Source organism: Pseudomonas anguilliseptica, assembly GCF_900105355.1.
GTDB classification, from domain to species: Bacteria; Pseudomonadota; Gammaproteobacteria; order Pseudomonadales; family Pseudomonadaceae; genus Aquipseudomonas; species Aquipseudomonas anguilliseptica.
The window spans coordinates 4935445-4959322 of sequence record NZ_FNSC01000001.1 but is presented as its reverse complement, the minus strand read 5'-3'; the positions used below and the strand labels follow the sequence as shown (position 1 = coordinate 4959322).

Here is a 23878-nt window from a genome sequence, read left to right as displayed (position 1 = left end):
AAAAAAATCTGAGAATTTTCTTGCTAAAGCTGCCTAAAGTTGCTGCTGGTAGCGCCGATATAAAGATCGAATGCGAACTTTATGGGGCGTCTGAGCAAAGCAGGCCCGAAGCTCGCAGGCTCAGACAATCTCAGTAGCACGGTCCTTTGGAGGCAAACACCATGGCCCTTACAGTCAACACAAACGTAGCGTCACTCAATACTCAGCGTAACCTGAATACTTCATCCAAAGGCCTGGACACATCCCTGCAGCGCCTGTCCACTGGCTTCCGTATCAACAGCGCCAAAGATGACGCTGCTGGTCTGCAAATTTCCAACCGCCTGACCAGTCAGATCAATGGCCTGAGCGTAGCCACTCGTAACGCCAACGACGGTATCTCTCTGGCGCAGACGGCTGAAGGCGCTCTGCAGCAGTCCACCGGGATCCTGCAGCGTATGCGCGACTTGGCGCTGCAATCGGCCAACGGTTCCAACGGTGCAACTGAACGTGCAGCCCTTCAGGGTGAAGTGTCCCAGTTGCAGCAAGAGCTGAATCGTATCGCTGAGACCACCAGCTTCGGTGCTCGCAAGATTCTTGACGGTACTTTCGGCTCGCAGAGCTTCCAGGTCGGTGCCAACGCCTTTGAAACCATCAGCGTTTCTATCGGTGCTGCAGGTGCGGCCCGTATCGGTGCCAACCGTTTCAGCAGTGCTGAAGCGGGTGCAGCCAATGCTAGCCAGGGTGGTAAAGTTGCGGTCGCCGGTAGTGATTTTGCTGCCTTGACTACCACTACTATTGGTTATTCCTCCTCACCTGCTACTACTGCTGGTTTGACCCTGGCAGGCAAGCTGGGTACTGCGTCCGTAGCCCTTGCAGTGAACGGTTCGGCGCGTGATGTGGCCAATGGCGTGAACGGTGTATCCGATGCAACAGGCATCACTGCCCAGGCTCGCACCGTAGCGAAAATTGACATCACTGGTGGTACCACTACCAATGCTGAAACCCTCAGCTTTAACCTGTATGGTTCCAACGACGCCAATGTCGACGATAAGGTAGCGATCTCGGCCAACATCACCGACTGGAACGATCTCTCGGCGGTTGCCGATGCGGTCAACAAGGAAGCGGGCAAGACCGGTGTTACTGCTCGTGCCAATGCTGATGGTACCCTGGAACTGACCAGCGAACGTGGCGACAACATCGTAATCACCAATTTCACTGGCGGTACGAGTGGTACTGAGGTAGCGGGTAACATCCAAACCCTCGGTTTTGAAGGTGATAACCAGTCGGCATCGGATAACTCTGACAATATTGGCGCTACCGTCGCTATTGGTGGTGCTGGTGGTGGTGCTGCGAGCGATCTGGGTGCTGCGGTTGTGGGGCAACTGCGCTTCGAGTCGCCGGATGCGTTTGAAGTGAAAAACTTCAGCACCATCGATGGTGGTGTGCAGCCAGCCAGCGTGTTCAGTAACTTGGATTCGGTTGCCGAAATTGATGTGAGTACTGCCGTCGGTGCGCAGAACGCTCTGGGTATCGTCAGCGGGGCAATCTCCAACATCGATAGTCAGCGAGCCCAGCTCGGTGCGGTGCAGAACCGCTTCGAGAACACCATTGCGAACCTGCAGAACATTGGTGAGAACGCTTCCGCTGCTCGTAGCCGGATTCGCGACACTGACTACGCTGCCGAGACTTCGGAGCTGACTAAAAACCAGATCCTGCAGCAAGCCGGTACCGCAATCCTGGCCCAGGCTAACCAGTTGCCACAGGCTGTACTCAGCCTGCTTGGCTAAGGGTAAAAGGGCTAGACTACGGGGAGAAGGGCTTAGCTCTTCTCCCCGTTCCCTCATTCTGAGGAGAAAGTTATGGACATTGGTTCTATTCAAAGTTCGCCCGTTACTGCTCCAGTGGCTAAAACGGAGCGTGCGCAGAGCTTGCCGGCAGCGGTTGTTAAGGCTGAACGTCAAGCATCTGAAGACGCTGCCAATAGCACTGCGCAGGTAGGTAATGACTCTCCGGCTTCTCGTGAAGAGGTTGAGGCGGCTGTTGCGACGATTCAGGACTTTGTCCAAACGGTTCGTCGTAGCCTGAATTTTTCCCTTGAAGAGGGTAGTGGGCGTGTAGTGGTTAAGGTGACAGATGCGGGGTCGGGTGATGTGATTCGACAAATACCTTCTGAAGAGGCACTGCAATTGGCAGAAAACCTTTCGGAGGTGCGTAGTCTGTTATTCAAAGCCGAAACCTGACCAGAAGGTTGGCGCGGCTTTTGCCTATTAACACTGGCGTAGTGTTAATAGTCATTATTTTGGCGAGGTGAAGCATGGCCGGGGTTACGGGCATTGGCTCAGGAATCAATATCGACAGCATTGTCGCAGCTTTGGTTGATGCCGAAAGGGCACCGAAAACCAACCAGCTTGACCGTCTCGAGAAAACCACCACCACGCGCATCTCGGCAATCGGCTCTCTTACTGGAGCACTGAATACCTTCAAGACGGCCGTCGACTCGTTGAACAAGGTGTCGTTGTTCGAATCGCGCACGGCAAGCTCGTCTAACTCCAGTGTGTTCAAGGTAACTGCTGCTGCCACGGCTCCGGCAGGTACTTACAATCTTCAGGTTGAGCAGTTAGCCACTAGCAGCAAAGTCGCTTTGCAATCGGTGGCGGGTGGCAGCACTGCCACGTTCAATAGCGGCACGCTGGCCATTTCAGCGGGAAGTTCAAGCTTCAATGTCAACATTACTGCGAGTAACAACACGCTTGCAGGCATGCGCGACGCAATCAATGAGGCTGGCAAGGACAGCGGTGTCAGCGCCACTATTATTTCGGATGCCTCCGGTTCGCGTTTGGTGCTGAGCTCTACCAAGAGTGGTGCTGGCAACGATATCCAGGTTGTCGCGAGTGAGGATGGGGTCACCAGCGGTAGTAATCTGCTGACTTCTCAAAACTTTGCCCCGGTCGTTGATCCGGGTAATTCCGACGCTTTTCTACCTCCCAGTTCTACCACCGGTGCTGGTGGGGTTATTACCAAGGCTCAATCGGCCAAGCTGAGTATTGATGGCTTGCAGCTGGTGCGTGATACCAACCGCGTTGAGGATGCCCTTGAAGGGGTAACTATTGATCTGGTTGCTGCTCAAGCACCTGCGGATCTGGCTGCCGGTAAAACTGTCACCCTCACTGTCGGTGTTGATAAGGCGGGGGTGAAGACCAATCTGCAAAAGTTTGTTGATGCATATAACGCTCTTATCGCTACAACGTCTCAGCTGACAGCGGTCGTTCCGGTTGATGGTGGCGCGCCAGTGACTGGCCCCCTGCTGGGCGACTCGTCGGTTCGCAATGTGCTGTCGGGATTGCGCAACGAGATGGTGAAAATGACGGGGGAGGGCGGCATTCGTGCGTTGGCAGGTTTGGGCATTGCATCTGATTGGAAAACCGGTCAGCTCAAGATTGATGATGCCAAGTTGACCAAGGCCCTCGAAAGCAATTTTGATCAGGTCGGTGACTATCTTGCTGGAAGCGATGGGCTGATGGGGCGTCTATCCAAATCAGTTGGGTCATATGTAGGTGACACCGGTGTGCTTAAGCAGCGTGCTGATGCATTACAAACTACCAAGCTCGGTGTCGATGAGCAGCGCAAGGCATTGGCTATAAGAGTTGAAAGCTTGCAGGCGCGCCTTTACGCCCAGTACAACGCGATGGATTCCCTGGTCGGTCGTCTGAAGAAAACCAGTGAGAGTCTGGCCGGCCAGCTTGCCAGTCTGCCGGGCTTCGTGAAAAAGGATAAGTAATGAGCAAGAAGCCGATTGATACCTACAAGCAGGTCAATACCAGCCACGAGGTTTCGCCTTATCGCACCGTGCAGTTGTTGCTTGAAGGCGCTGTGCAGCGGGTAATGCTGGCCAAGCATGCACAAGTTGAGGGTGATCCCGAGATTCGTGGTATGGCCGTTGGCAGCATTATCACTATCCTCGGTGTATTGCAGGCTAGTCTGGACAAGCAGTAGGGCGGTGAAATTGCCGAGAATCTGGACTCGCTCTACGACTATATGACTCGCCGCTTAGCAGGCGTGGCTCTCGACAGCACCCCGCGTACTCTGGATGAAGTGCAGGCACTGCTTGAGCAGATAAAAAGTGCCTGGGATGCGATTGGCCCAGAGGTTGAGCCGGCTGCAGGACACTGATTCGTTGCTAAAGCTTTGCTCTGTAGCGCCGATACCCAAGGTATCCGGCAAACAGCATAGTGAGAACAGCGATGAACGCGATGGCGGCCCTCAAGCAGTATCAAACCGTCAACACCCAGGCCCAGGCTATTGAAGCCAGCCCGCATCGGCTGATCCAGATGTTGATGGAGGGTGGGCTCACCCGTTTGGCCCAAGCGCGTGGGGCTATGGAGCGCAATCAAATCGCCCTCAAGGGCGAGCTGATCAGCAAAGCCATTGGCATTATTGGCGGCTTGCGTGAAGGCCTTAACCTGGAGCAAGGCGGTGAAGTAGCTGCCAATCTTGATAGCCTGTATGAGTACATGACCTCGCGTTTGATTGATGCCAATGTACAGAATGAATTAGCGCCGCTGGATGAGGTTGCAGGCCTGCTACGCAATGTAAAAGCTGGCTGGGATGCCATCGCTGAGTGATGCTGTTTCCCGCCTGAGGAATTGTTTATGAGTTCATCCGTGCAGCGTCTAGAAGAAACCGGTAGCGCGTTGCGCACTGCCTTGGCCAGTCAAGATTGGGCTGCGATTGGCGAGCTGGATCTACAGTGCCGCCAGGCTGTTGACGAGGCCATGGTCGAGTCCGCCAGTGATGAAGAAACCCTGCGTGCGCGTATGCAGGAGTTGCTGGATCTTTATCGCGAGCTGGTTAACGTTTGCCAAGCCGAGCAGCAGCGCTTGGCTCATGAGCTCGTTCAGCTCAATCAGTCGCAACAAGGCGCCAAGGTTTATCAGCTGTTCGGTTGATTAGTTGTTTTCGGTCGATGCTATCCAGTGTCGACCTTCTGGTGTTGGCCTGTGCTTTGCCACGATCTTTCCCTTCTTTATTAAACAGCTGCTTAGTCTGCTTGGCGGACATAATAAAAAGCACGCCATAAAATTGACTATTAACAAAAAATTGACTTAACTAGTGGCCAATTGCCGGCGCTAGTTCGAGTGGTGTTTGGGCGGGGCGCGTTTTTCACTCCAGGATCAGTAAATAAATTATGTGGCGTGAAACCAAAATTCTCCTGATTGACGATAACAGCGAGCGCCGTCGTGACCTGACGGTAATTTTGAATTTTCTCGGTGAAGATCATCTGGCCTGCGATAGCCAGAATTGGCGTCAATACGTTGCAGAGTTGGCGTCCAGCCGTGAAGTGCTCAGCGTGTTGCTTGGCGAAGTGAAAGCCAAAGGTGGCGTGCTGGAAATGCTTAAACAGCTGGCCGTCTGGGATGAGTTTCTGCCGACGCTGCTGATCAACGATCAGGTTGCGGCCGAGTGGCCGGAAGAACAGCGCCGTGGTGTGCTGGCGACGCTGGAAATGCCGATGAGCTACAACAAGCTGCTCGATTCTCTGCATCGTGCCCAGGTTTACCGCGAGATGTACGATCAGGCCCGCGAACGTGGCCGTCAGCGTGAGACCAATCTGTTCCGTAGTCTGATCGGCACCAGTCGAGCCATTCAGCAAGTGCGGCAGATGATGCAGCAGGTGGCTGATACCGAGGCCAGCGTACTGATCCTTGGTGGATCGGGTACGGGCAAGGAAGTGGTCGCGCGCAATCTGCATTACCACTCCAAGCGTCGTGAGGCGCCGTTCGTGCCGGTCAACTGCGGCGCGATTCCTGCCGAGTTGCTTGAGAGCGAACTGTTCGGCCACGAGAAGGGTGCATTTACCGGTGCGATCACCAGCCGGGCTGGGCGTTTTGAGCTGGCCAATGGCGGCACTCTGTTTCTCGATGAAATCGGCGACATGCCACTGCCGATGCAGGTAAAGCTGCTACGCGTATTACAGGAGCGCACCTTCGAGCGCGTGGGCAGTAACAAGACCCAGAGCGCCGATGTACGAATCATTGCGGCTACCCACAAAAACCTCGAAAAAATGATTGAGGACGGCAGCTTCCGTGAGGATCTGTATTACCGCCTCAACGTCTTCCCGATCGAGATGGCCCCGTTGCGTGAGCGCATCGAGGATATTCCACTGCTGATGAATGAGCTGATCTCGCGCATGGAGTTCGAGAAGCGGGGTTCTATCCGCTTCAACTCGGTGGCCATCATGTCGCTGTGCCGGCATGACTGGGCGGGTAACGTGCGCGAGCTGGCGAACCTGGTCGAGCGCATGGCGATCATGCATCCCTATGGCGTGATTGGTGTGGGCGAGCTGCCGAAGAAATTTCGCCATGTTGATGATGAAGACGAGAGCATGGTGGCGAGTCTGCGTGATGAGCTGGATGAGCGCGCCACGATTCTGGCCGGCCTGCCGGGTGTGGATTCGATGGCCATGCTGCCGCCGGAAGGCTTGGACCTGAAGGACTATCTGGGTAACCTTGAGCGGGGTCTGATTCAGCAAGCCCTGGATGATGCAAGTGGTGTTGTCGCGCGTGCCGCCGAGCGGTTGCGCATTCGCCGCACCACCCTGGTTGAGAAAATGCGCAAGTACGGTATGAGCCGGCGTGATGATGAGGGACTGGACGACTGACCTTTCTGTGTCAGGCAATCGTCAGTGACTTGGCGCTTGCCCCTCCAATAAAGCCGAAGGTTTGACGAAACCTTCGGCTTTGTTTTTTATGGCGTTGATTTAAAAGGATATTTTTTCAGGCACGGGTATTGCTATCTCTCTTGTAACTGACTGTCTTATGACGGCTCGCTGCGCGAGAGAGAACCATGAACGCTAACGCCCAACGCCCTGAAGAATCCGAAACGCCCGCTCTTGTGGAGCAGGCCAGCCGTGCCGGGCTCGAACAGGCTTTTGCCTTGTTCAACCAGATGTCGACTCAGCTCAGCACCAGCTACAGCATGCTGGAGGCGCGGGTAACTGAGCTCAAGGGCCAGTTGGCGCTGGTCAGTGCTCAGCGCATGCAGGAGCTGGCCGAGAAAGAGCGTCTGGCTCACCGCCTGCAGAGTCTGCTGGATCTGCTGCCCGGTGGGGTGATCGTGATCGACGGGCAGGGTGTGGTGCGTGAGGCCAATCCGGTGGCGCGTAATCTGCTTGGCCAGCCGCTGGTGGGCATGCTCTGGCGCCAGGTGATCGCGCGCAACTTTTCCCCGCGTGAGGATGACGGCCACGAAATCTCGCTGAAAGATGGCCGGCGCTTGTCGATTGCCACCCGTTCACTGCACGCCGAACCTGGCCAGCTGGTGCTGCTGACTGATCTGACAGAAACCCGACGCTTGCAGGATCAATTGTCTCGCCACGAGCGTTTGTCTGCCCTCGGTCGTATGGTCGCTTCTCTGGCTCACCAGATTCGTACGCCGCTCTCTGCCGCTTTGCTCTACGCCAGTCATCTGACTGAACAGGTGCTGCCGGTTGAGCAGCAGCAGCGCTTTGCCGGTCGCTTGAAAGAGCGTCTGCACGAGCTGGAGCATCAGGTGCGCGACATGCTGATCTTCGCCCGGGGTGAGCTGCCGCTGCCGGATCGTCTGGCACCCAAGGCGCTGTTTGACGCGCTACGCTGCGCCGCCGAGCCCCATGTGCTGGATATGCAGGTGCGCTGGCAATGCGACAGCCGCGCGGGCGAGTTGCTGTGCAACCGCGACACCCTGGTGGGCACCGTGCTCAATCTGATCGAAAACGCGATTCAGGCCGGCGGCCGTGAGGCGCGCTTGAAGATTCATCTCTATCAGCGCGGTGAAACGCTGCGTCTGTGCATCAGCGACAACGGCCCTGGCATCGATAGCGCGACGCTGGCACGGCTTGGCGAACCCTTCTTTACCACCAAAACCACCGGTACCGGGCTTGGCCTGGCCGTGGTCAAGGCAGTGGCGCGCGCCCATCAGGGCGATGTGCAGCTGCGTTCGCGGCCGGGACGTGGCACGTGCGCCATTCTCACCTTGCCGCTGCTTGGTGCTACGCACCCCTTGATTCAGGAGTAACCATCCATGGCGAGCAAAATTCTATTGGTCGAAGATGACCGTGCATTGCGCGAGGCACTGGCCGATACCCTGGCGTTGGGTGGGCATGACTACCGAGCGGTGGATTGTGCCGAATCGGCGCTGCTGGCGATTGCCGAAGAGCCGTTTGGCCTGGTGGTCAGTGATGTAAATATGCCCGGCATGGATGGTCACCAGTTGTTGGCGCAGATTCGCCAGAGCCAGCCACAATTGCCGGTGCTGCTGATGACGGCTTTCGGCGCGGTGGAGCGGGCAGTGGATGCCATGCGTCAGGGGGCAGCGGATTACCTGGTCAAGCCATTCGAGCCGAAAGCTTTACTGACGCTGGTTGATCGGCATGCGCTGGGCCGGGTTTCTGTCAGCGAGCAGGACGGTCCGGTTGCTGAGGAACCGGCCAGCGTGCAGCTGCTGGCCCTGGCCACAAGGGTGGCGCAGAGTGATTCTACGGTATTGATCACCGGCGAGTCCGGCACCGGTAAAGAGGTGCTGGCGCGTTTTATCCATCAGCAGTCGCCACGTGGCAGCAAACCCTTCATTGCGATCAACTGCGCGGCGATTCCGGACAACATGCTCGAAGCCACACTGTTTGGCCACGAGAAAGGTGCATTTACCGGGGCAATCGCCAGCGCGCCGGGCAAGTTCGAACTGGCCGAAGGTGGCACCATTCTGCTCGACGAAATTTCTGAAATGCCACTGGGCTTGCAGGCCAAGCTGTTGCGCGTGCTGCAGGAGCGTGAGGTGGAGCGGGTGGGCGCGCGCAAGCCAATTACCCTGGATATCCGTGTGCTGGCCACCAGTAACCGCGATCTGGCCGCTGAAGTGGCGGAGGGGCGTTTCCGGGAGGACCTCTACTATCGCCTGTCGGTTTTTCCGCTGGCTTGGCGGCCACTGCGTGAGCGTCCGGCGGACATCGTGCCGCTGGCCGAGCGCTTACTGGCTAAGTACGTGAAGAAAATGAACCACGCGCCGATTCGGCTTTCCCCGCCGGCGCAGATGAGCCTGATGAGCCATAGCTGGCCAGGCAATGTGCGCGAACTGGATAACGCCATTCAGCGTGCGCTGATTCTGCAGCAGGGCGGCCTGATTCAGCCGCAGGATCTCTGTCTGTTGGCACCTATTGGTGCGGCCGTTACGCCGCCCGCACAACCCTTGTTGGCAGTGGTGGTCAATAGTGCACCTGCACAGCAGGACGCCTCACAGGCAGAAGCTGGCGCCTTGGGCGATGATCTGCGTCGGCATGAGTTTCAGATGATTATCGATACCCTGCGTGCCGAGCGTGGCCGTCGCAAGGAAGCCGCCGAGCGCCTGGGCATCAGCCCACGCACCTTGCGCTACAAACTGGCGCAGATGCGTGATGCAGGCATGGATGTGGAAGGTTATCTGTTTGCCAGCTGAGCCGCTGTTTGCCGGGCTCTAAGCGCTGTACTTGATCGGGGTAGGCCGTAAATCGGACTACCCCGTTTGCATTAGTGGATCAGTCTTTCCACGGTTCCGGCGCCCCCAGTAGGCGGCCCATTGCGCCGTACAGCCCCAGCTCCTTGAGCACTGCCAGCTCGCCCTCGGTTTCCACCATCTCGGCAATCAATGGCAGGTCGATGCTGTTGGTGGCGCGGAACACCGCCTCGATAAACATGCGTTTGTCGCTTTCCTGGTCGATAGCGCGGATATAGGTGCCGTCGAGTTTCAGGTAGGCGAGACCCAGGTGGGTCAGGTTGCCGATCAGGCTGAAACGCCCGCCGAAGTGCTGCAGACCCAGGCTGAAGCCGGTTTCACGGACGCCCTGGCTAAGCGCTTCCAGCTCGGCCGCCGGCGGCAGATGGCGTTCGTCCACTTCCAGAGTCAGCAGGCTGGCCTGCTGTGGGTGCTGGCGGAGGATGTCGAACATGCGATTGAGGGTTTCGCTATCGCGCAGGGTCGCGGCCGAGAGGCTGAGGGCCAGTGGCGCCGCATGCTGGCTGAGGTGCGCCAGGCTGTGTTCGAGCATGGCTAGGTCAAAGCGCGCGGTCCAGCCCAGGCGTTCGATCCAGGGCAGGAAGCGGCCGGCGGCAATCGCTTCGCCTTGTGGGTCAAGCAGACGCGCCAGTACCTTGTGGTGCAGCAGCCGATTGCGATCAGCACACTGCGTGACGGGTTGGAAATACAGCTGCAGCTTGCGCTTGTTCAGCGCGTCGTCGATCCAGGTGCGCCATTCGTGCAAGCCCTGAGTCGGTTGTGCGTTGTAATCATCCAAACGTACCCAGTCGCGACTCGGGTCGTTCTGCGCTTGCGCCAGGGCCTGGTCGGCGCGGCCAATGACCTGGCCGGGTTCCTCGCCTGGCCGGAAGGCGGCAATGCCCATATGGGCCACCGGCGTGCAGTCGCTGGCGCCGGTCTGGCGTAGGCTTTCCAGGCCAGTGTGCAGCTCGCCGGCGAGCAGATCGGCTTCTTCACTGCCGATTCCCGGGGCCAGCAGGCTGAATTCGCCGCCGCGGCTGCGTGAGGCCAGCCAGTCCGAGCGGTTGGTCTGGTTGAGCAGGCGTTTGAGCAGTTCGCCGATGGCGGCAATCAGGGCGTCGGTCTGCTGGCCGCCGAGGCGCTGGTTGAGCCCGCCGAGGTCGTTGACCCGCAACAGCAGCAGATAACCTTCGGCATTCTGCTCACTGACCACCAGTTGGTGGGCCAGACGGATATCGAACAGGCGGCGGTTGGCCAGGCCGGTGATGCTGTCCTGATAGGCCTCTTCACGCAGTTTTTCGCTGCGCGCGGCTTCTTCGGCGAACAGGGTTTTCAGCTTTTCCACCATCTGGTTCATGGCGGTTACGACGCGTTTAAGCTCCGGGGTGCGCGGCACCTTGGGCAGGGTGAGGAATTCGCGGCGGGTGATGGCCTGGGCCTGTTGCACCATGTTGTCCAATGGGCGCAGTTGGGTGCGCAGCAGCCAGCCGCCGAGTATGGCGCTGACCAGGCCGCAGAGCAGTAGCCAGATCAGGCTGCCAATGGCGCTGTCCCAGAGTTTGGCCAGGGCGAATTGCGGGTGGCTGAGTACCTCGACCCGCGCGGCCTGTTCCCAGCCGCGCATGATCAGCGCATCGCCGCCCTGGGGCTGCAGGTCGACCAGCTCGCTGAACCAGACCGGGACGGTTTCGGCGCTGGCATCGTCGCTGCGCCGTTCGACTATCACTTCGTCATTGGGGATGCGCACCACACGGATGCTGGTGAAGTAGCCGCTGTCGAAAATCGAGCTGACCATCAGTTCGATCATTGCCGGATCATCCACGTGTGGCGTCATCGACAGGCCCAGTGCGGTTGCGGCGTCCTGGGCGTGGGAGCGCAGCTGGCTGAGCAGTTGCTCGCGGGAGCTTTCCACTCCGGCGATAAAACTCCCAGTAAAGGCCACGACCAGGAACAGGCAGATGGCGAGAAATAGCTGCTTGAGTAGAGACATAGGTTCCTCCTAGCCTTCGCCGATGGCGAAGCCCTCCGTGCGCATTTTTTTCAAGATGTCCTGCCAGCGCGAGAGCTTCTTGGAATCGCTCTTTTTGCTATTGGAACCTGCGAGATAGAGCCCTTCGGCGTTGAATGCGTAGACTGGCAGCAGGTCTTTGCGCTGCGAGGCGGGTTTTATTTCATTGATCAGGTTGTCCAGCACCAATGGCTCGGCGCCGGGGCTGGCGTAGTAGGTCAGCACCATGTGCGCCTGGTTGTAGTTGAGTGCCTTGACGTAAGTGATGCGCAGCTTGTCGCTGGGAATGCCGAGGCGGCGCAGGGTGAAGTATTTGGCGATGGAATAGTCTTCACAGTCGCCAGAGCCCTTGACCAGCATCTCGATGGGCGTGGCCCAGTAATCGTTCTGTTTCCACAGGCGGATATCATCGGTGAAGCGGATCTGCCGGTTGAAGAAGCGATTGACCTCGGTGAGCTTGTCTCTTTCGCTGCTGCTGCCACTGGCCTTGATTTGTGCTTCCCAGGCCTGGATGCGCTGTTTGGCGGCGCCGAGGTTGCCGTAGCGGTTTTCGGCATTTTTCAGGATCACGCCGAAGTCCCAGTTGGCCAGGGCGCTGGCCAGGCCGATCAGCAGGATGCAGCCGCCCAGCAACGCTCGGTTGAGGCGCTTGAACCATCCATGAGTGAGCTTACGGGGTGGCATGTACCGCGCCTCGACCGAAGATTGGGAAAGTCTAGGTGTTGCTGTTGATTTTTGCCGCGCTGAATATACCGAATGTCGGCTGGCGTGGTGCTTAGACTTTGTTCCGAGTTTTCTGGCTGAGGATATACAGGCTGACCAGTACCGCGCTGGTCAGCATAAAGGCCCTGGCCCAGAACAGTGGCACCAGGTAGCACGACAGGCCGATGCTCAGCCACATCAGGCCGATGGCGTAGACCTTGCCCTTGAGCGGAATACCCTGACCTTCGAGGTAGTCGACGATCCACGGGCCAAGCTGGCGGTGATTGACCAGCCACAGGTAGAAACGCTTCGAGCTGCGCATAAAACAGGCAGCCGCCAGCAGCAGAAAAGGCGTGGTAGGCAGGACTGGGAGAAAAATGCCAACCACTCCCAGCGCCACGCTCAGCCAGCCGATGGCCAGCAGAACATAGCGAAGGGCAGGGTTGCGCTGCTCCTGAATCTCACGCGCCATGGCGCGTGCTTAGTGGTGGCGAGGCTTCAGAAGGGCCGGCTTTTCTTCCGGCGCATTGCACAGCAGGAAAAGTGCAGTCAGCAACTCGGGGATCTGCTCGACCATGCTGTCAACCAGGTCGCGATCACGGGCGATCTCGGCAAACTCAGGCTGTTCGTCGAACAGGCCGGAACCGACCATGATCGGCAGCAGCAGTTCGCTGACTTCATCTTCAGCGTCGTCGAACCACACGGCTTCACGCAGGAACACCCCTTCCATAAAGCCGATGCACCAGCCGCGCAGGTCGGAATCGTCCGGCTCTTCGCTCAGGTCGAGCTCGCACGGCACTTCCGGATCATCATCGCTGGCCAGTTGGCGGGCGATATGACTTTGCAGCTGGATCAGGGTCGCTTCGATCTCTTCACGCTCGGCATCACTGCGGTAATGCGGCGCTTCGGAGAACAGCGCGTCGATCCACTCGCGTTCTGGCACCTTTTCCGGGCAGATCGACAGGGCGGTCAGGTAGCCGTGGGCGGCGATGTAGTCCAGTGCATCCTCATGCAGCTCATCGGCATCGAGGAAGGCTTGCAGGCGGGAGAGTTGCTCGGCGAAGGACATCGGGGGCTACCTTGAGGGAGTAAACGAGGCTGAATTCTAGTCTAGAGCGGTCACAGCGGCCATAGCCGCAGGCCATGGCCGGTGAAATTCGGATCAAACTCCAGCATGCCGGCGCGTGCCCACGCGGCACTTGCGTATAATGCGCGGCTTGTTTCGGAGACCTTTCATGCTCGAACACGCGCAGCGCATCCTCAAAGACGTATTCGGCTACGACAGCTTTCGTGGCCGTCAGGGTGCAATTATTGAGCGCGTGGCCAGTGGCGGTGATGCCCTGGTATTGATGCCCACTGGTGGCGGCAAATCGTTGTGCTTTCAGGTGCCGGCCCTGCTGCGTGAAGGCCTGGCGGTGGTGGTGTCGCCGTTGATCGCGCTGATGGACGATCAGGTCGCCACCCTGGATGAGCTGGGTGTGGCTGCGGTGGCACTGAATTCCACCTTGAGCGCCGATGAGCAACGCGAGATCGCCGAGCGGATCAAACGCGGCGAAATCAAGATGCTCTACTTGGCCCCCGAGCGGCTGGTGCAGCCGCGCATGTTGAGCTTTCTGCAGAGCCTCGAGATTGCCCTGTTTGCCATCGACGAAGCGCATTGCGTGTCGCAGTGGGGGCATGATTTCCGCCCTGAGTATCTGCAGCTGGGGCAGTTGGCCGAGTTGTTCCCCAATGTGCCGCGCATCGCCCTGACTGCCACGGCAGACATGCGCACCCGTGAGGAAATCGTCCAGCGTCTGCATCTGCAAAATGCCGAGCGCTTTCTGTCGAGCTTCGATCGGCCGAACATCTTCTACCGCATCGTGCCCAAGGAGCAGCCGCGCAAGCAGTTGCTGAATTTCCTCGCGGCGCGCAAGGGTGATGCCGGCATCGTCTACTGCCTGTCGCGCAAGAAGGTCGAGGAGGTGGCCGCCTTCCTGTCCGAGCAAGGCTTCCCCGCGTTGCCCTATCACGCTGGCCTGACCAATGAGCTACGCGCCTACCACCAGAAGCGCTTTCTCAACGAGGAAGGGTTGATCATGGTGGCGACCATTGCCTTTGGTATGGGCATCGACAAGCCCAACGTACGCTTTGTCGCCCATCTCGACCTGCCGAAATCCCTAGAAGCCTACTACCAGGAGACCGGTCGCGCCGGCCGTGATGGCCTGCCGGCGGATGCCTGGATGGCCTACGGCCTGCAGGATGTGATTTTCCTCAAGCAGATGCTCAACAACTCCGAGGGTGATGAGCGGCACAAGCGCGTCGAGCAGCACAAGCTCGATGCCATGCTGGCGCTGTGTGAGGAAACCCGCTGCCGACGCCAGGCGTTGCTGGCCTACTTCGACGAAGACCTGCCGCAGCCCTGCGGCCATTGCGACAACTGCATCGATGGTGTGCAGACCTGGGATGCCACCGAGCCGGCGCGCCAGGCACTGTCGGCGATCTATCGGACCGGCCAGCGTTATGGCGTCGGCCATCTGGTAGACGTGCTGCTTGGTCGCGACAACGACAAGATCCGCGGTGTAGGGCATCAGCATCTGGCGGTGTTCGGTATCGGCAAGGCGCTGGCTGAAGGTGAGTGGCGTTCGTTGTTCCGCCAGTTGGTGGCGCGGGGGCTGGCTGATGTCGATCTCGAAGGCTTTGGTGGTCTGCGCCTTTCTGACAGTTGCCGGCCCTTGCTCAAGGGCGAGGTCAGCCTACAGCTGCGCCGAGATCTGAAACCGCAGCAAAGTGCCAAGGCCTTCAGCAGCGCCGCCAGCCAGCTGGTGCGTGGCGAAGAGCGTGGCCAGTGGGAAGCCCTACGTGCATTGCGGCGCAAACTGGCAGAAGAACATGGCGTGCCGCCGTATGTGATTTTTCCGGATGCCACCTTGCTGGAGATGCTGCGCAGCAAGCCCAGCACCCTGGCCGAGATGGCACGGGTCAGTGGCGTTGGTGCGCGCAAGCTGGAGCGGTATGGCGAGGCCTTCCTGGCCGTGCTTGGGGCGGATGATGAAGCGCCGCGTGCGGTGGTCGATTTGCGCCATGAGCTGGTCAGCCTGGCCCGCGCCGGCATGACCCCAGCACAGATCGCCAGCCAGTTCAGCTGCAGTGAAAAGAATGTCTATGGCCTGCTGGCCGAAGCCATTGGTCGTCAGCAGTTGTCCCTGGAGCAGGCGCTGGATGTGCCCGAGGCATTGCTGGGTGAGATTCAGGATGCCTTCCTCGATGGTGAGGGTGAGCTGCCGCCGGTAGCGGCGGTCAGCGAGCAGTTTGCCGGACGGGTTGAGCTGGGCATCCTGCACTGCGTGCGAGCGGCCTTGCAGGCGGAATTCGAGGCCTGAGTGGCTTGCCTCTGTCTGCCGGTTCATCTTGTGGCACTGAGTACGAGCGACTAAGGTGTTTTCAGCCACCCAGCTGCAGAGGTTCCGGTGCCGCTTTCCCATGCCTGGCTAGACGATGTTCGCCCCAGCCCCTACGCGGATCAGCTCGCCTTGGGCTTTCGTCTATTGCGTTTCTCCCGGCCGTTGGAGCAGGAGTATCGCAACTATGTGCGTGACGACACTTTCGACCTCAAACGCATTGCCTTGGTCGTGGGCATTCTGGTGTGGCTGGCCTTTGCCGCGTTCGATTTCGTCCTGTTCAAGGCGCCCGAGGTGTGGTGGATGTTGGCCATCCGTCTCGCTGTTTTATTGTTGCTGTGCCTATTCGGCGGGCTGCTGATTCAGCGCAAGCATATTTATCTACTGCAACCGTTGAGTCTGGTCTGCCTGTTGGCGCTGGGAGCAGCTGCGTCTTTTGTGGTGGGCATTGCCCATCGGGTTGATCCTAGCTACCCCTATGAGGGGCTGTTGCTGGTCTGCATGGCCGCATACTTTCTCGCGGGGCTACGGCTGATTGAAGCGTTGTGTTGCTCTTTGCTGGTGCTGTTGGTCTACGTCTGCGTCGAGCTGCTGGTTGCCAGCTTGCCGGTGCCTCGGTTGATCAATAACACCCTGTTTCTGCTGTTCGGTAATCTGATGGGCGCGGTGGGTTGTTACCTACTGGAGTTCAAGTCGCGCGAGCATTTTCTGATCAGCCGGCTGATGCGTGTATTGGCTGATCACGACAGCCTGACCGGCTTGCACAATCGGCGCAGCTTCAACCGCCAATTCGAGCGCCTGTGGCGTCAGGCGCAGCGTGAGCATCGCAGCCTGGCGCTGCTGCTCTGCGATGTTGATCACTTCAAGGCTTACAACGATCACTACGGCCACCAGGCCGGCGATAACGTGTTGCAACGCATTGGTAGTCTGCTGCAGGACGCCGCGCGACGCCCGCTGGACATGGCTGTGCGCCTGGGCGGCGAAGAGTTTGCCGTGCTGCTCTATGACATCGGCGAAGTCGAAGCACGGCACCACGCCGAAGCACTGCGCCAGACCCTGCAAACTCTGAATATCGAACATGCCGGCTCGGATACGGCGAGTATGCTGACCATGTCGATTGGCATTTCCTGCATCCAGCCAGCTGCAGGTGGGGCGTTGGCGCAGTTCTACGAGCATGCGGATCGCGCGCTATATGAGGCCAAGGCGTTTGGCCGCAATCAGGTTGTGGCGTAGGTTGGGTTGAGGCGTGCAGCGACGAAGCCCAACGGGCAATGCTGGGCGTTACGCCGAGGCCAGGCCGGACAGCGCTGCTGGGCTTCGCGCAGCTCAACCCAACCTACACCGTTGTGGCCGATTTTGCCGCTGCGCTTGGCGCGTGTGGTGAATGTCGGCAGATGAACCCCGGTGCTAGCATCCCCGGCAGTTTCCTTGAGTGAATTGCCCCATGGACCGACTGATTCAGGCCAACGGCCAGCCGCATTACGGCATCTTTCCCGCCGCGCCGGGGCTGATCAATTACCGCGATTTTGATTTCCGCTCGCCCATGGGGCGCAAGTTGGGTGCCCTGGCCAAGTGGCGGCGCTTTCACCAATTCCAGTATTTCGGTCTGATCAGTGATGAGCTGATTGGTGGCTGCGCGCTGGCCAACCTCAGCCTGCTGGGCGTAGGTTTTGTCTATCTGTTCCACCCGGCCAGCGGGCGCATGATCGAGCGCCAGTTCAAGCTGCCGCTGGGCTTTGGCAGCCAGTTCTCGCAGACCCCGGATCAGGGCGTGTGCGAGGTGCGCAGTGGCGGCAATCTGCTGCGCCTAGAGAACAACGCCTCGCCTCGGGAAAAACGCCTGCTGGTGGAGCTGGATGACGGCACCCGTATCGACGCCTGCTTTTCTGAGGAGCAGCCGGCTTTTCAGCCGATGTGCATCAACACGCCTACAGCGGTCAATGGCTGGGTCTATGCGCAGAAGGTAGCGGGGGTGCGTTGCACGGGGCAGGTGCGCAGTGCGCTGGGGGATTTCGACCTGGCGCAGATCGGCGCATTTGCTCACCACGACTGGTCGGCCGGTTATATGCGCCCGGAAACTCACTGGAACTGGGCATGTCTATCCGGTCAGGCGGGCGAGCAGCGGGTCGGGCTGAACCTGTCCTGCGGGGTCAATGAAAGCAGTTTTACCGAAAACTGCTTCTGGCTGGATGGCAAGTTGCTCAAGGTCGATACGGTGCGCTTTGCCTTTGATCGCGATCAGCCACTGCAGCCCTGGTTGATCAACTCCTATGACGGTCAGGTGGAGCTGCGCTTCGAGGGGCGTGGCCTGCATAAGGAACGGCTGAATGTGGGGCTGCTGGCGAGTAACTTCAAACAGATATTCGGCCAGTTCACTGGCGTGCTGCGCCCGACTGGTAGACCCGAAGTGCGGATCGACAACCTCTGGGGCTTTGTCGAAGACCAGTATGTAAAGTGGTGAAACGGTTGTAGACCTTCTACAGGCTTGCCTCGTTAAAAGGGTTATGGTTAGCTGGCTAATAATTAGTTTTTTATAGTTAAGAGCCGTTGTCCATGTCGCATACCGATCAACACCGCTTTGCCATGCAAGTTGCCCAACTTTCCCGTGCCTGGCGCGCCGAACTGGATCGCCGCCTAGTTGGCCTGGGGCTGTCGCAAGCCCGCTGGCTGGTGCTGCTGCACCTGGGGCGCTTTGCCGAATTACCGACCCAGCGTGAATTGGCGCAGAGCGTCGGCGTTGAAGGGCCGACTCTGGCGCGTCTGCTCGACAGTCTGGAAGCCCAGGGGCTGGTCAGCCGTCAGGCGGTACCGGAAGACCGCCGCGCGAAGAAGATTGCCCTCAGCCCACAGGCCCGTCCGCTGATTGAAAAGATCGAAGCGATCTCCGCACAACTGCGCCAGGAAGTCTTTGCCGGTATTGATGAAGACGAATTGCGTCGCTGCCAGAAGGTCCACGCCCAGGTGTTGAGTAACCTGGAAAAACGCTGATGCGTGACGACCTGCAGAGCCTGCAGCAACACTTCGGTCCGCGTTACCCGCAGTGGCTGCTGGCACTGCTGATGGTCGGCAGCATGGCCATGGTCTTGGCCTCCACCAGTATCAATGTCGCCTTGCCGGCAATCATGGCGGATTTCGCCATCGGCCGGCCGCTGGCGCAGTGGCTGTCCACCGGCTTTCTCGCCGCCATGACTGCCGGTCTTCTCTTGGCCGCTTGGCCCCAGGCGCGTTTCGGCGCGCGGCGTACGGCGCAACTCGGCCTGCTGCTGTTTATCCTCAGTTCATTGGTGGCGCTGGTGGCGCACGCCGCCTGGCAGTTGATTGCCCTGCGCATCGTGCAGGGGCTGTGTGCGGGAACCGTACAGCCGCTGGCCATGGTGCTGATCTTTCGTGTATTCGCCGATGGTGGCCGCGGAGTGGCGTTGGGCATATACGGCCTGGGGGTGATGCTGGCGCCGTCGCTGGGGCCGGGGATTGGCGGGTATCTGGTCGACCATTTCGGCTGGCCGTCGATCTTCTGGATGCCGCTACCTATGTGTCTGCTGGCCATGCTCGCTGGGCAGTGGTTGCTGCCCAGCGAGCGTGAGCGCAATACGCCGCGTCTGGATATTCAGGCCTTTGCCTGGCTGTGTGTGGCGATATTTGCCGCGCTGGGTTTTCTGGCCGAGGCGCAGCGTTTTGCCTGGACGGCGCCTCGGGTCTGGTTGCCAGGCTGCGTGGCGCTGTTGGCAGGCGTGACCTTTATCCTGCGCAGCCGGCGCGCTGCTCAGCCACTGCTGCCCTTGGCACTGTGGCGGCATGCCGGGTTTCGCAGCGCCAGTTGGGTCGCGTTGACGCTAGGTCTGGGGCTCTATGGTTCGACCTACCTGATTCCGCTGTATCTGCAGACCGTTGAAGGCTTCAGCGCCGGACGTTCGGGGTTGCTGCTGTTACCGGCGGGGATCTTGATGGGCATGGCGTCCTTTCTCGGCGGCTGGCTCAGTGATCGGCTGTCTGCCGCCGTGCTGCTGAGTGCCGGTCTGTTGATCTTTGCGCTGTCGGCAGCGGGGCTGGCCTGGGTCGAGCAGGGTGCCTCGTTTGTCCAGCTGTGTTTCTGGGCCTGCGTTGGGCGCATTGGCCTGGGCGTATTGCTGCCGGCCTTGAGTACCGGTTCACTGGATATCCTCAGCCCCGAAGAATTGGCTCAGGACGCGGGGGCTATTACCTTCGTCCGTCAGCTAGGCGGCGCATTTGGGGTCAATCTGCTGACCTTCTTTCTGGAGTGGCGACACAGCGCTGAAGGCGGCGATCACTTCGCGGAGATGCTCGCCTTCAAGCAAAGTTTCTGGCTGGTGGCCGGGGTGTTCGCTATCACTGTTCTGGCGGCCTGGGGCGTCAAATCGACAAGGCGCTGACAGCTAAACGGTAGTGTGACGGAGTTGTCATTTTATTGACTGCGGGCCTATGCTTGCACCTGTGGTGGCTTTTTGCCAAGCGGCGATTGGCATTTGTCTATTCAGTGCGCCGTAATTATTGCCATGCACCAGCCGGGTTAAACACGGAACGTAGTCCCAAGGCCGTATTTGCCGTCTTCTATACTTTCGCAAGCGCTGGAAGCGCACGCCTTGGACGTGAAGTGGCGAGGGTGCAGGAGCGGATTCAACGGGAGCGTTTTTATGGCAAAGGTTCGTCAGTTACTGATCGGCTTGGCATCCAGCTCGGCCCTGTATTCTGGGCTTGTTCCAGCACTTGGCCTGGGCGAAATCACTTTGCATTCGGCGCTCAGTCAGCCGTTGGATGCCGAAATCGAATTGTTTGATGTGGGCGACCTGACCGCTGAAGACATGCGCGTGCGCCTGGCGCCTGCCGAAGTGTTTAGCCGCTCCGGCGTTGATCGCCTGTATTTCTTCAATGACCTGCGCTTTACCCCGTTGCTGCGGGGCGGCAAGAGTGTGATTCGCGTGGTGTCGACGCAGCCGGTGCGCGAGCCCTACCTGAACTTTATCGTCGAAGTGGTGCGCCCCAATGGCCAGTTGTACCGCGAGTACACCGTGCTGCTCGACCCGCCCAGCTCTGCCGCCTACCGCAGCCTGGCTGCGCCTGCAGCATCCAGCGCGCCAGCTGTTGTCACACCCGCGCCCCGTGTAACCACTGCTGCGCCTGTGCGCCCGGTAGTAATGCCGGTTGCGCAGCAGGGTAATCGCTACAGCGTGGTCAGCGGTGACAGCCTGTGGAAGATAGCCACGCGTCTGGCCGACGATACTGGACAGGTGGCGGCCCAGGCGCTGATGAATGACATCCATGCGCTTAATCCGCAGGCCTTTATCAATGGCGATATCAATCGCCTGCGTGCAGGTGCGCAATTGCTGTTGCCCGATAGTGTTGTGAGTGTGCCGTCTGCCGTGGTCGAGCCTGCAGTCGCGGCAACTGCTGCGCCCGAGACTGTGGCTGTGCCTAGTGCTCAGCTGCCGGCAGAGCAACTGCTTCAGGAACAGGCCCGCGTCGAGCAGGAGCTGGCCAGTCAAATCAGTGAGACGCTGCAATTGCAACAGAGCCTGGCGCAGCTGGGCCTGCAGGTGCAGCAGTTGCAGGAGCAGATGGCGGCGCGGGATCAACAGATTGCTGGCCTGCAGGCCGAGTTGGCCGCGCGCCGTGCGAGCGCCGCAGCAAGTGCCGCGGCTGTGCCTGCTCCGATTGCGGTAACCGCACCGGTTGCGGCGGAGTCAGGTAGCAACTGGCTGGCGATTATTGCCGGTATGCTGGCGCTGTTACTGGCCGGTGTGGCTGGCCTGTTCTGGCGTAGCAGAAAACCCGTTGAGCCAGCACCTGTTGCGGTTGCAGCTGCACTGAAGCCAGTCATGCCCAAGGCACCAAGTGTTGCGCCAGCTGTAGCGGTCGCACCGGCAGCGGCAGTGGCCCTCAATGTGCGCGAGGTGCCGCGTGGTGGGCCGGTATGGCCGGCAGCGGGTGACGATGCCCTGCAAAGTGCCAACGTGTATATAGCCTATGGCCGCCTGAATGAAGCCGCCAGTACGTTGCGCAAGGCCTGGGAGGCGCAGCCGCAGCGCAGTGATATTGGTTTTCGTCTGCTGGAAGTGCTGGCGTTGTTGGGTGATACCCAGGGCTTTATCGCCCACGAGGCCTTGGTACGGGCATCCGGCTTTACTCCGGCACGGATCGACGAGTTGAAGGCGCGGCATGCCGAGCTGTTCAGCGCGCCGCCGGCCAGTCTGCTGGACGATGTGGTGCTGGAGCTGGATGAGGTTGAGGCGCAGCCGTTGGTGGATGCTGCCAATGATGGCCAGCTCAATCTGGACGACATGTCGCTGGATGCCGACTGGGATCTGGTCAGCCCCTTTGCCCCAGCTGCGCCGAAAAAGGAGGCGGACAAGGCCGAGAGCAGTATTGCGGCCAAGCGCAAGACTTCGGATATCTTCGAACTGTCCGGCAGCCGTGATGCCCGCAGTCCGTTTGCCGAGTCGATGCTGGTGGAAGAAACCTCCAGCGATGGCTGGGGCGGTGACGTGCTCGATGTGGAACTGCTGGACGATTTTGATGAACTGGCCAGCAACAGCGAAAACCTGTCCAAGCTGAATATGGCCCTGGCCTATATCGAACAGGGCAGTCTGGACAGTGCCTGCCAAATCCTCAATGAAGTGATCAACGAAGGCGATGAACAGCAGAAGCAGGAAGCGCGTCAGCTGCTGGCAAAAATCGCCTGATGCAAGATGCTGTCACTCAACGCCCGCCTGCCTCTGGTACGCGGGCGTTTTTCTTGTACTGAGGCTAGGCTGCTGCGCGTTATCATCGACCTTTCATTTGCGCGAGCCTGCCAATGTCCAGCCCCAAAGCCGAAGTAGTCATCACCTATTGCACTCAGTGCCAGTGGCTGCTGCGTGCTGCCTGGCTAGCGCAAGAGCTGCTGTCGACGTTTACCGATGATTTGTCCAGGGTTTGTCTGGAACCCGGTACGGGCGGGGTGTTTTGCATCACCTGTGATGGTGTGCAGATCTGGGAGCGCAAGGCCGATGGCGGTTTTCCCGAGGCCAAGGTGCTCAAGCAGCGCGTGCGTGATCAGATCGATCCGGCGCGGGATATGGGTCACAACGACCGCAGCTATTGATCACTTGGCCATCCGCGCCGATAGAAAGATCGCGCTGATAATCAGCAGCCCGCCGGCGAGCATACGCAGGGTTGGCACTTCGCTGAACAGCAGCCAGGCGAAGGCAATTCCGTAGATCGGCTCCAGGGCGAAAATTACCGCCGTAGTGCGTGCCTTGAGTACCCGCAGGCTGGCGACGAACAGGCTGTGTGCCAGGCCCGTGCAGAAGATCCCAAGCATGGCCATCCACAACCAGTCCTGAGCCTGTACGCTGGGCAGCGTCGGCCAGGCCAGCGGCAGGAATACCAGCAGCACGGTGAGATTCTGGTACAGCGCCGCCTGGACGGGCTCAATACCACGGGTGCTGGCGCGGTTGAGCAGCGACAACAGGGCGAATAGCAGGCCGGACAGCACAGCCCAGAGCAGGCCGCTGGTGGCTTGGCTGCTCAGGTCGAAATCCGGGGTGACCAGTACCAGGCCCAGGCATACGAGCGCCACCATGGCGTATTCGACCGGCCGCGTGCGTTCTTTGAACAGCAGTCCCTCCAGCAGCACGGTAAAGGCCGGGAAGCTGGCAAAGCCGAGGGTGGCGATGGCCACGCCAGAGATATGCACAGACTCGAAAAAACTCCACCAGTGACCGCCAAGCAGCAAGCCGCCGAGGACCAGCAGGCCGGTCTGGCGCAGGCCAAGGCGGACCAGACGCGCGTTGCTGATCAGCTTGGCGAACAGCAACAAGGCCGCCACGGCGAAGATGGCGCGGCCGGCGGAGATCATCTGCGGCGTGGTATTCGCCAGTTTGCCGAAGATGCCCGATAGTCCAAACAGCAGGGCGCCAAGATGGATCGCCCACAGTGCATTACGTTGATTCATGCCAGGCGTGCACCGTTTGGTAGCGTTTTGTCGAAGCCGGCCAGCACTACGTTGTTATCAGCGTCATACACGCCGGTCACCAGTATTTCTGAGCGCACGCCGGCGATGCGCTTGGCGGCGAAATTGCACACGCACAGCACTTGGCGGCCGACGAGCTGCTCGCAGCTGTAGTGGGCGGTGAGCTGGGCGCTGGAGGTCTTGATGCCCAGCTTGCCGAGATCCACTTCCAGCACGTAGGCGGGTTTTATGGCTTGTTCATTGGGGCGGGCTGCACGAATGGTGCCTACGCGTAGCTCCACTTTTTCGAAATCCTGCCATTCGATGCTTTGCATAGGCGACTCCTCGATTCTGCCG

At 59.4% G+C, this 23878-nt stretch carries 21 protein-coding genes and 1 pseudogene; 16 read left to right on the top strand and 6 right to left on the bottom strand.

The window, feature by feature from the left end; translation table 11 throughout:
* Positions 1 to 161 precede the first annotated feature (161 nt).
* The 9 genes and pseudogenes from BLW24_RS24165 to BLW24_RS24125 all read left to right on the top strand — a co-directional run bounded on the left by BLW24_RS24165 (position 162) and on the right by BLW24_RS24125 (position 9444).
* Complete coding sequence (locus BLW24_RS24165) at positions 162 to 1766, top strand: flagellin N-terminal helical domain-containing protein (RefSeq protein WP_090387542.1); 1605 nt, start codon at positions 162 to 164, stop codon at positions 1764 to 1766.
* A gap of 72 nt (positions 1767 to 1838) precedes the next feature.
* Positions 1839 to 2219: a flagellar protein FlaG gene (locus BLW24_RS24160; protein ID WP_090387541.1), complete on the top strand. Its 381-nt coding sequence runs from the start codon at positions 1839 to 1841 to the stop codon at positions 2217 to 2219.
* 74 nt (positions 2220 to 2293) lie between these two features.
* Positions 2294 to 3757: a flagellar filament capping protein FliD gene (gene fliD / locus BLW24_RS24155; protein WP_090387540.1), complete on the top strand. Its 1464-nt coding sequence runs from the start codon at positions 2294 to 2296 to the stop codon at positions 3755 to 3757.
* A pseudogene (gene fliS / locus BLW24_RS24150) lies at positions 3757 to 4149 on the top strand (flagellar export chaperone FliS). Before fliD ends, fliS (BLW24_RS24150) begins: the two are co-directional and overlap by 1 nt.
* Before the next feature lie 71 nt (positions 4150 to 4220).
* The gene (fliS, locus tag BLW24_RS24145) at positions 4221 to 4601 is read left to right on the top strand and encodes a flagellar export chaperone FliS (protein WP_090387539.1); all 381 of its coding nucleotides are present in this window, start codon (positions 4221 to 4223) and stop codon (positions 4599 to 4601) included.
* Positions 4602 to 4628: 27 nt separating this feature from the next.
* Complete coding sequence (locus tag BLW24_RS24140) at positions 4629 to 4925, top strand: flagellar protein FliT (protein WP_090387538.1); 297 nt, start codon at positions 4629 to 4631, stop codon at positions 4923 to 4925.
* A 239-nt stretch (positions 4926 to 5164) separates the two neighbouring features.
* Positions 5165 to 6637, top strand: a complete 1473-nt coding sequence (locus tag BLW24_RS24135; RefSeq protein ID WP_090387537.1) for a sigma-54 dependent transcriptional regulator — start codon at positions 5165 to 5167, stop codon at positions 6635 to 6637.
* A gap of 185 nt (positions 6638 to 6822) precedes the next feature.
* On the top strand, positions 6823 to 8031 hold the full coding sequence (locus tag BLW24_RS24130) for a sensor histidine kinase (protein ID WP_090387536.1): 1209 nt from the start codon (positions 6823 to 6825) through the stop codon (positions 8029 to 8031).
* Positions 8032 to 8037: 6 nt separating this feature from the next.
* On the top strand, positions 8038 to 9444 hold the full coding sequence (locus BLW24_RS24125; protein ID WP_090387535.1) for a sigma-54-dependent transcriptional regulator: 1407 nt from the start codon (positions 8038 to 8040) through the stop codon (positions 9442 to 9444).
* A gap of 79 nt (positions 9445 to 9523) precedes the next feature.
* On the opposite strand, the gene lapD is transcribed toward BLW24_RS24125, so the two are convergent.
* From lapD to BLW24_RS24105, 4 genes are all read right to left on the bottom strand, one after another.
* On the bottom strand, positions 9524 to 11473 hold the full coding sequence (lapD, locus tag BLW24_RS24120) for a cyclic di-GMP receptor LapD (RefSeq protein WP_090387534.1): 1950 nt from the start codon (positions 11471 to 11473) through the stop codon (positions 9524 to 9526).
* A gap of 9 nt (positions 11474 to 11482) precedes the next feature.
* A complete protein-coding gene (lapG, locus tag BLW24_RS24115) occupies positions 11483 to 12175 on the bottom strand; it encodes a cysteine protease LapG (RefSeq protein ID WP_090387533.1) in 693 nt (230 codons plus the stop codon).
* 91 nt (positions 12176 to 12266) lie between these two features.
* Positions 12267 to 12665 carry a YbaN family protein gene (locus tag BLW24_RS24110; RefSeq protein ID WP_090387532.1) on the bottom strand — a complete coding sequence of 133 codons (399 nt, stop codon included), beginning with the start codon at positions 12663 to 12665 and terminating at the stop codon, positions 12267 to 12269.
* Positions 12666 to 12674: 9 nt separating this feature from the next.
* Positions 12675 to 13262: a UPF0149 family protein gene (locus tag BLW24_RS24105; protein WP_090387531.1), complete on the bottom strand. Its 588-nt coding sequence runs from the start codon at positions 13260 to 13262 to the stop codon at positions 12675 to 12677.
* A gap of 166 nt (positions 13263 to 13428) precedes the next feature.
* Between BLW24_RS24105 and recQ the strand changes: the two genes are divergently transcribed.
* From recQ to BLW24_RS24070, 7 genes are all read left to right on the top strand, one after another.
* Positions 13429 to 15555: a DNA helicase RecQ gene (recQ, locus tag BLW24_RS24100; protein WP_090387530.1), complete on the top strand. Its 2127-nt coding sequence runs from the start codon at positions 13429 to 13431 to the stop codon at positions 15553 to 15555.
* Between the two features lie 87 nt (positions 15556 to 15642).
* Positions 15643 to 16806, top strand: a complete 1164-nt coding sequence (locus BLW24_RS24095) for a GGDEF domain-containing protein (protein ID WP_090387529.1) — start codon at positions 15643 to 15645, stop codon at positions 16804 to 16806.
* Positions 16807 to 17017: 211 nt separating this feature from the next.
* Positions 17018 to 18034, top strand: a complete 1017-nt coding sequence (locus BLW24_RS24090; protein ID WP_090387528.1) for a DUF2804 domain-containing protein — start codon at positions 17018 to 17020, stop codon at positions 18032 to 18034.
* Positions 18035 to 18126: 92 nt separating this feature from the next.
* The gene (locus BLW24_RS24085) at positions 18127 to 18561 is read left to right on the top strand and encodes a MarR family transcriptional regulator (protein WP_090248226.1); all 435 of its coding nucleotides are present in this window, start codon (positions 18127 to 18129) and stop codon (positions 18559 to 18561) included.
* Positions 18561 to 19964, top strand: coding sequence for a DHA2 family efflux MFS transporter permease subunit (locus BLW24_RS24080; RefSeq protein WP_090387527.1), 1404 nt, complete (start codon positions 18561 to 18563; stop codon positions 19962 to 19964). Before BLW24_RS24085 ends, BLW24_RS24080 begins: the two co-directional genes overlap by 1 nt.
* Before the next feature lie 261 nt (positions 19965 to 20225).
* Positions 20226 to 22271 (top strand): motility hub landmark protein FimV, encoded by a 2046-nt coding sequence (locus BLW24_RS24075; RefSeq protein ID WP_090387526.1) that lies wholly within the window; start codon positions 20226 to 20228, stop codon positions 22269 to 22271.
* 113 nt (positions 22272 to 22384) lie between these two features.
* On the top strand, positions 22385 to 22672 hold the full coding sequence (locus BLW24_RS24070) for an Rdx family protein (RefSeq protein ID WP_090387525.1): 288 nt from the start codon (positions 22385 to 22387) through the stop codon (positions 22670 to 22672).
* Here the strand turns inward: BLW24_RS24070 and BLW24_RS24065 are convergent, their stop codons facing one another.
* Both BLW24_RS24065 and BLW24_RS24060 read right to left on the bottom strand, forming a co-directional pair.
* Positions 22673 to 23524 carry a DMT family transporter gene (locus BLW24_RS24065; protein ID WP_090387524.1) on the bottom strand — a complete coding sequence of 284 codons (852 nt, stop codon included), beginning with the start codon at positions 23522 to 23524 and terminating at the stop codon, positions 22673 to 22675. It abuts the gene before it with no gap.
* Positions 23521 to 23856 carry a tRNA-binding protein gene (locus BLW24_RS24060; RefSeq protein WP_090387523.1) on the bottom strand — a complete coding sequence of 112 codons (336 nt, stop codon included), beginning with the start codon at positions 23854 to 23856 and terminating at the stop codon, positions 23521 to 23523. The genes BLW24_RS24065 and BLW24_RS24060 overlap by 4 nt, the downstream gene beginning before the upstream one ends.
* Between the last annotated feature and the right edge of the window lie 22 nt (positions 23857 to 23878).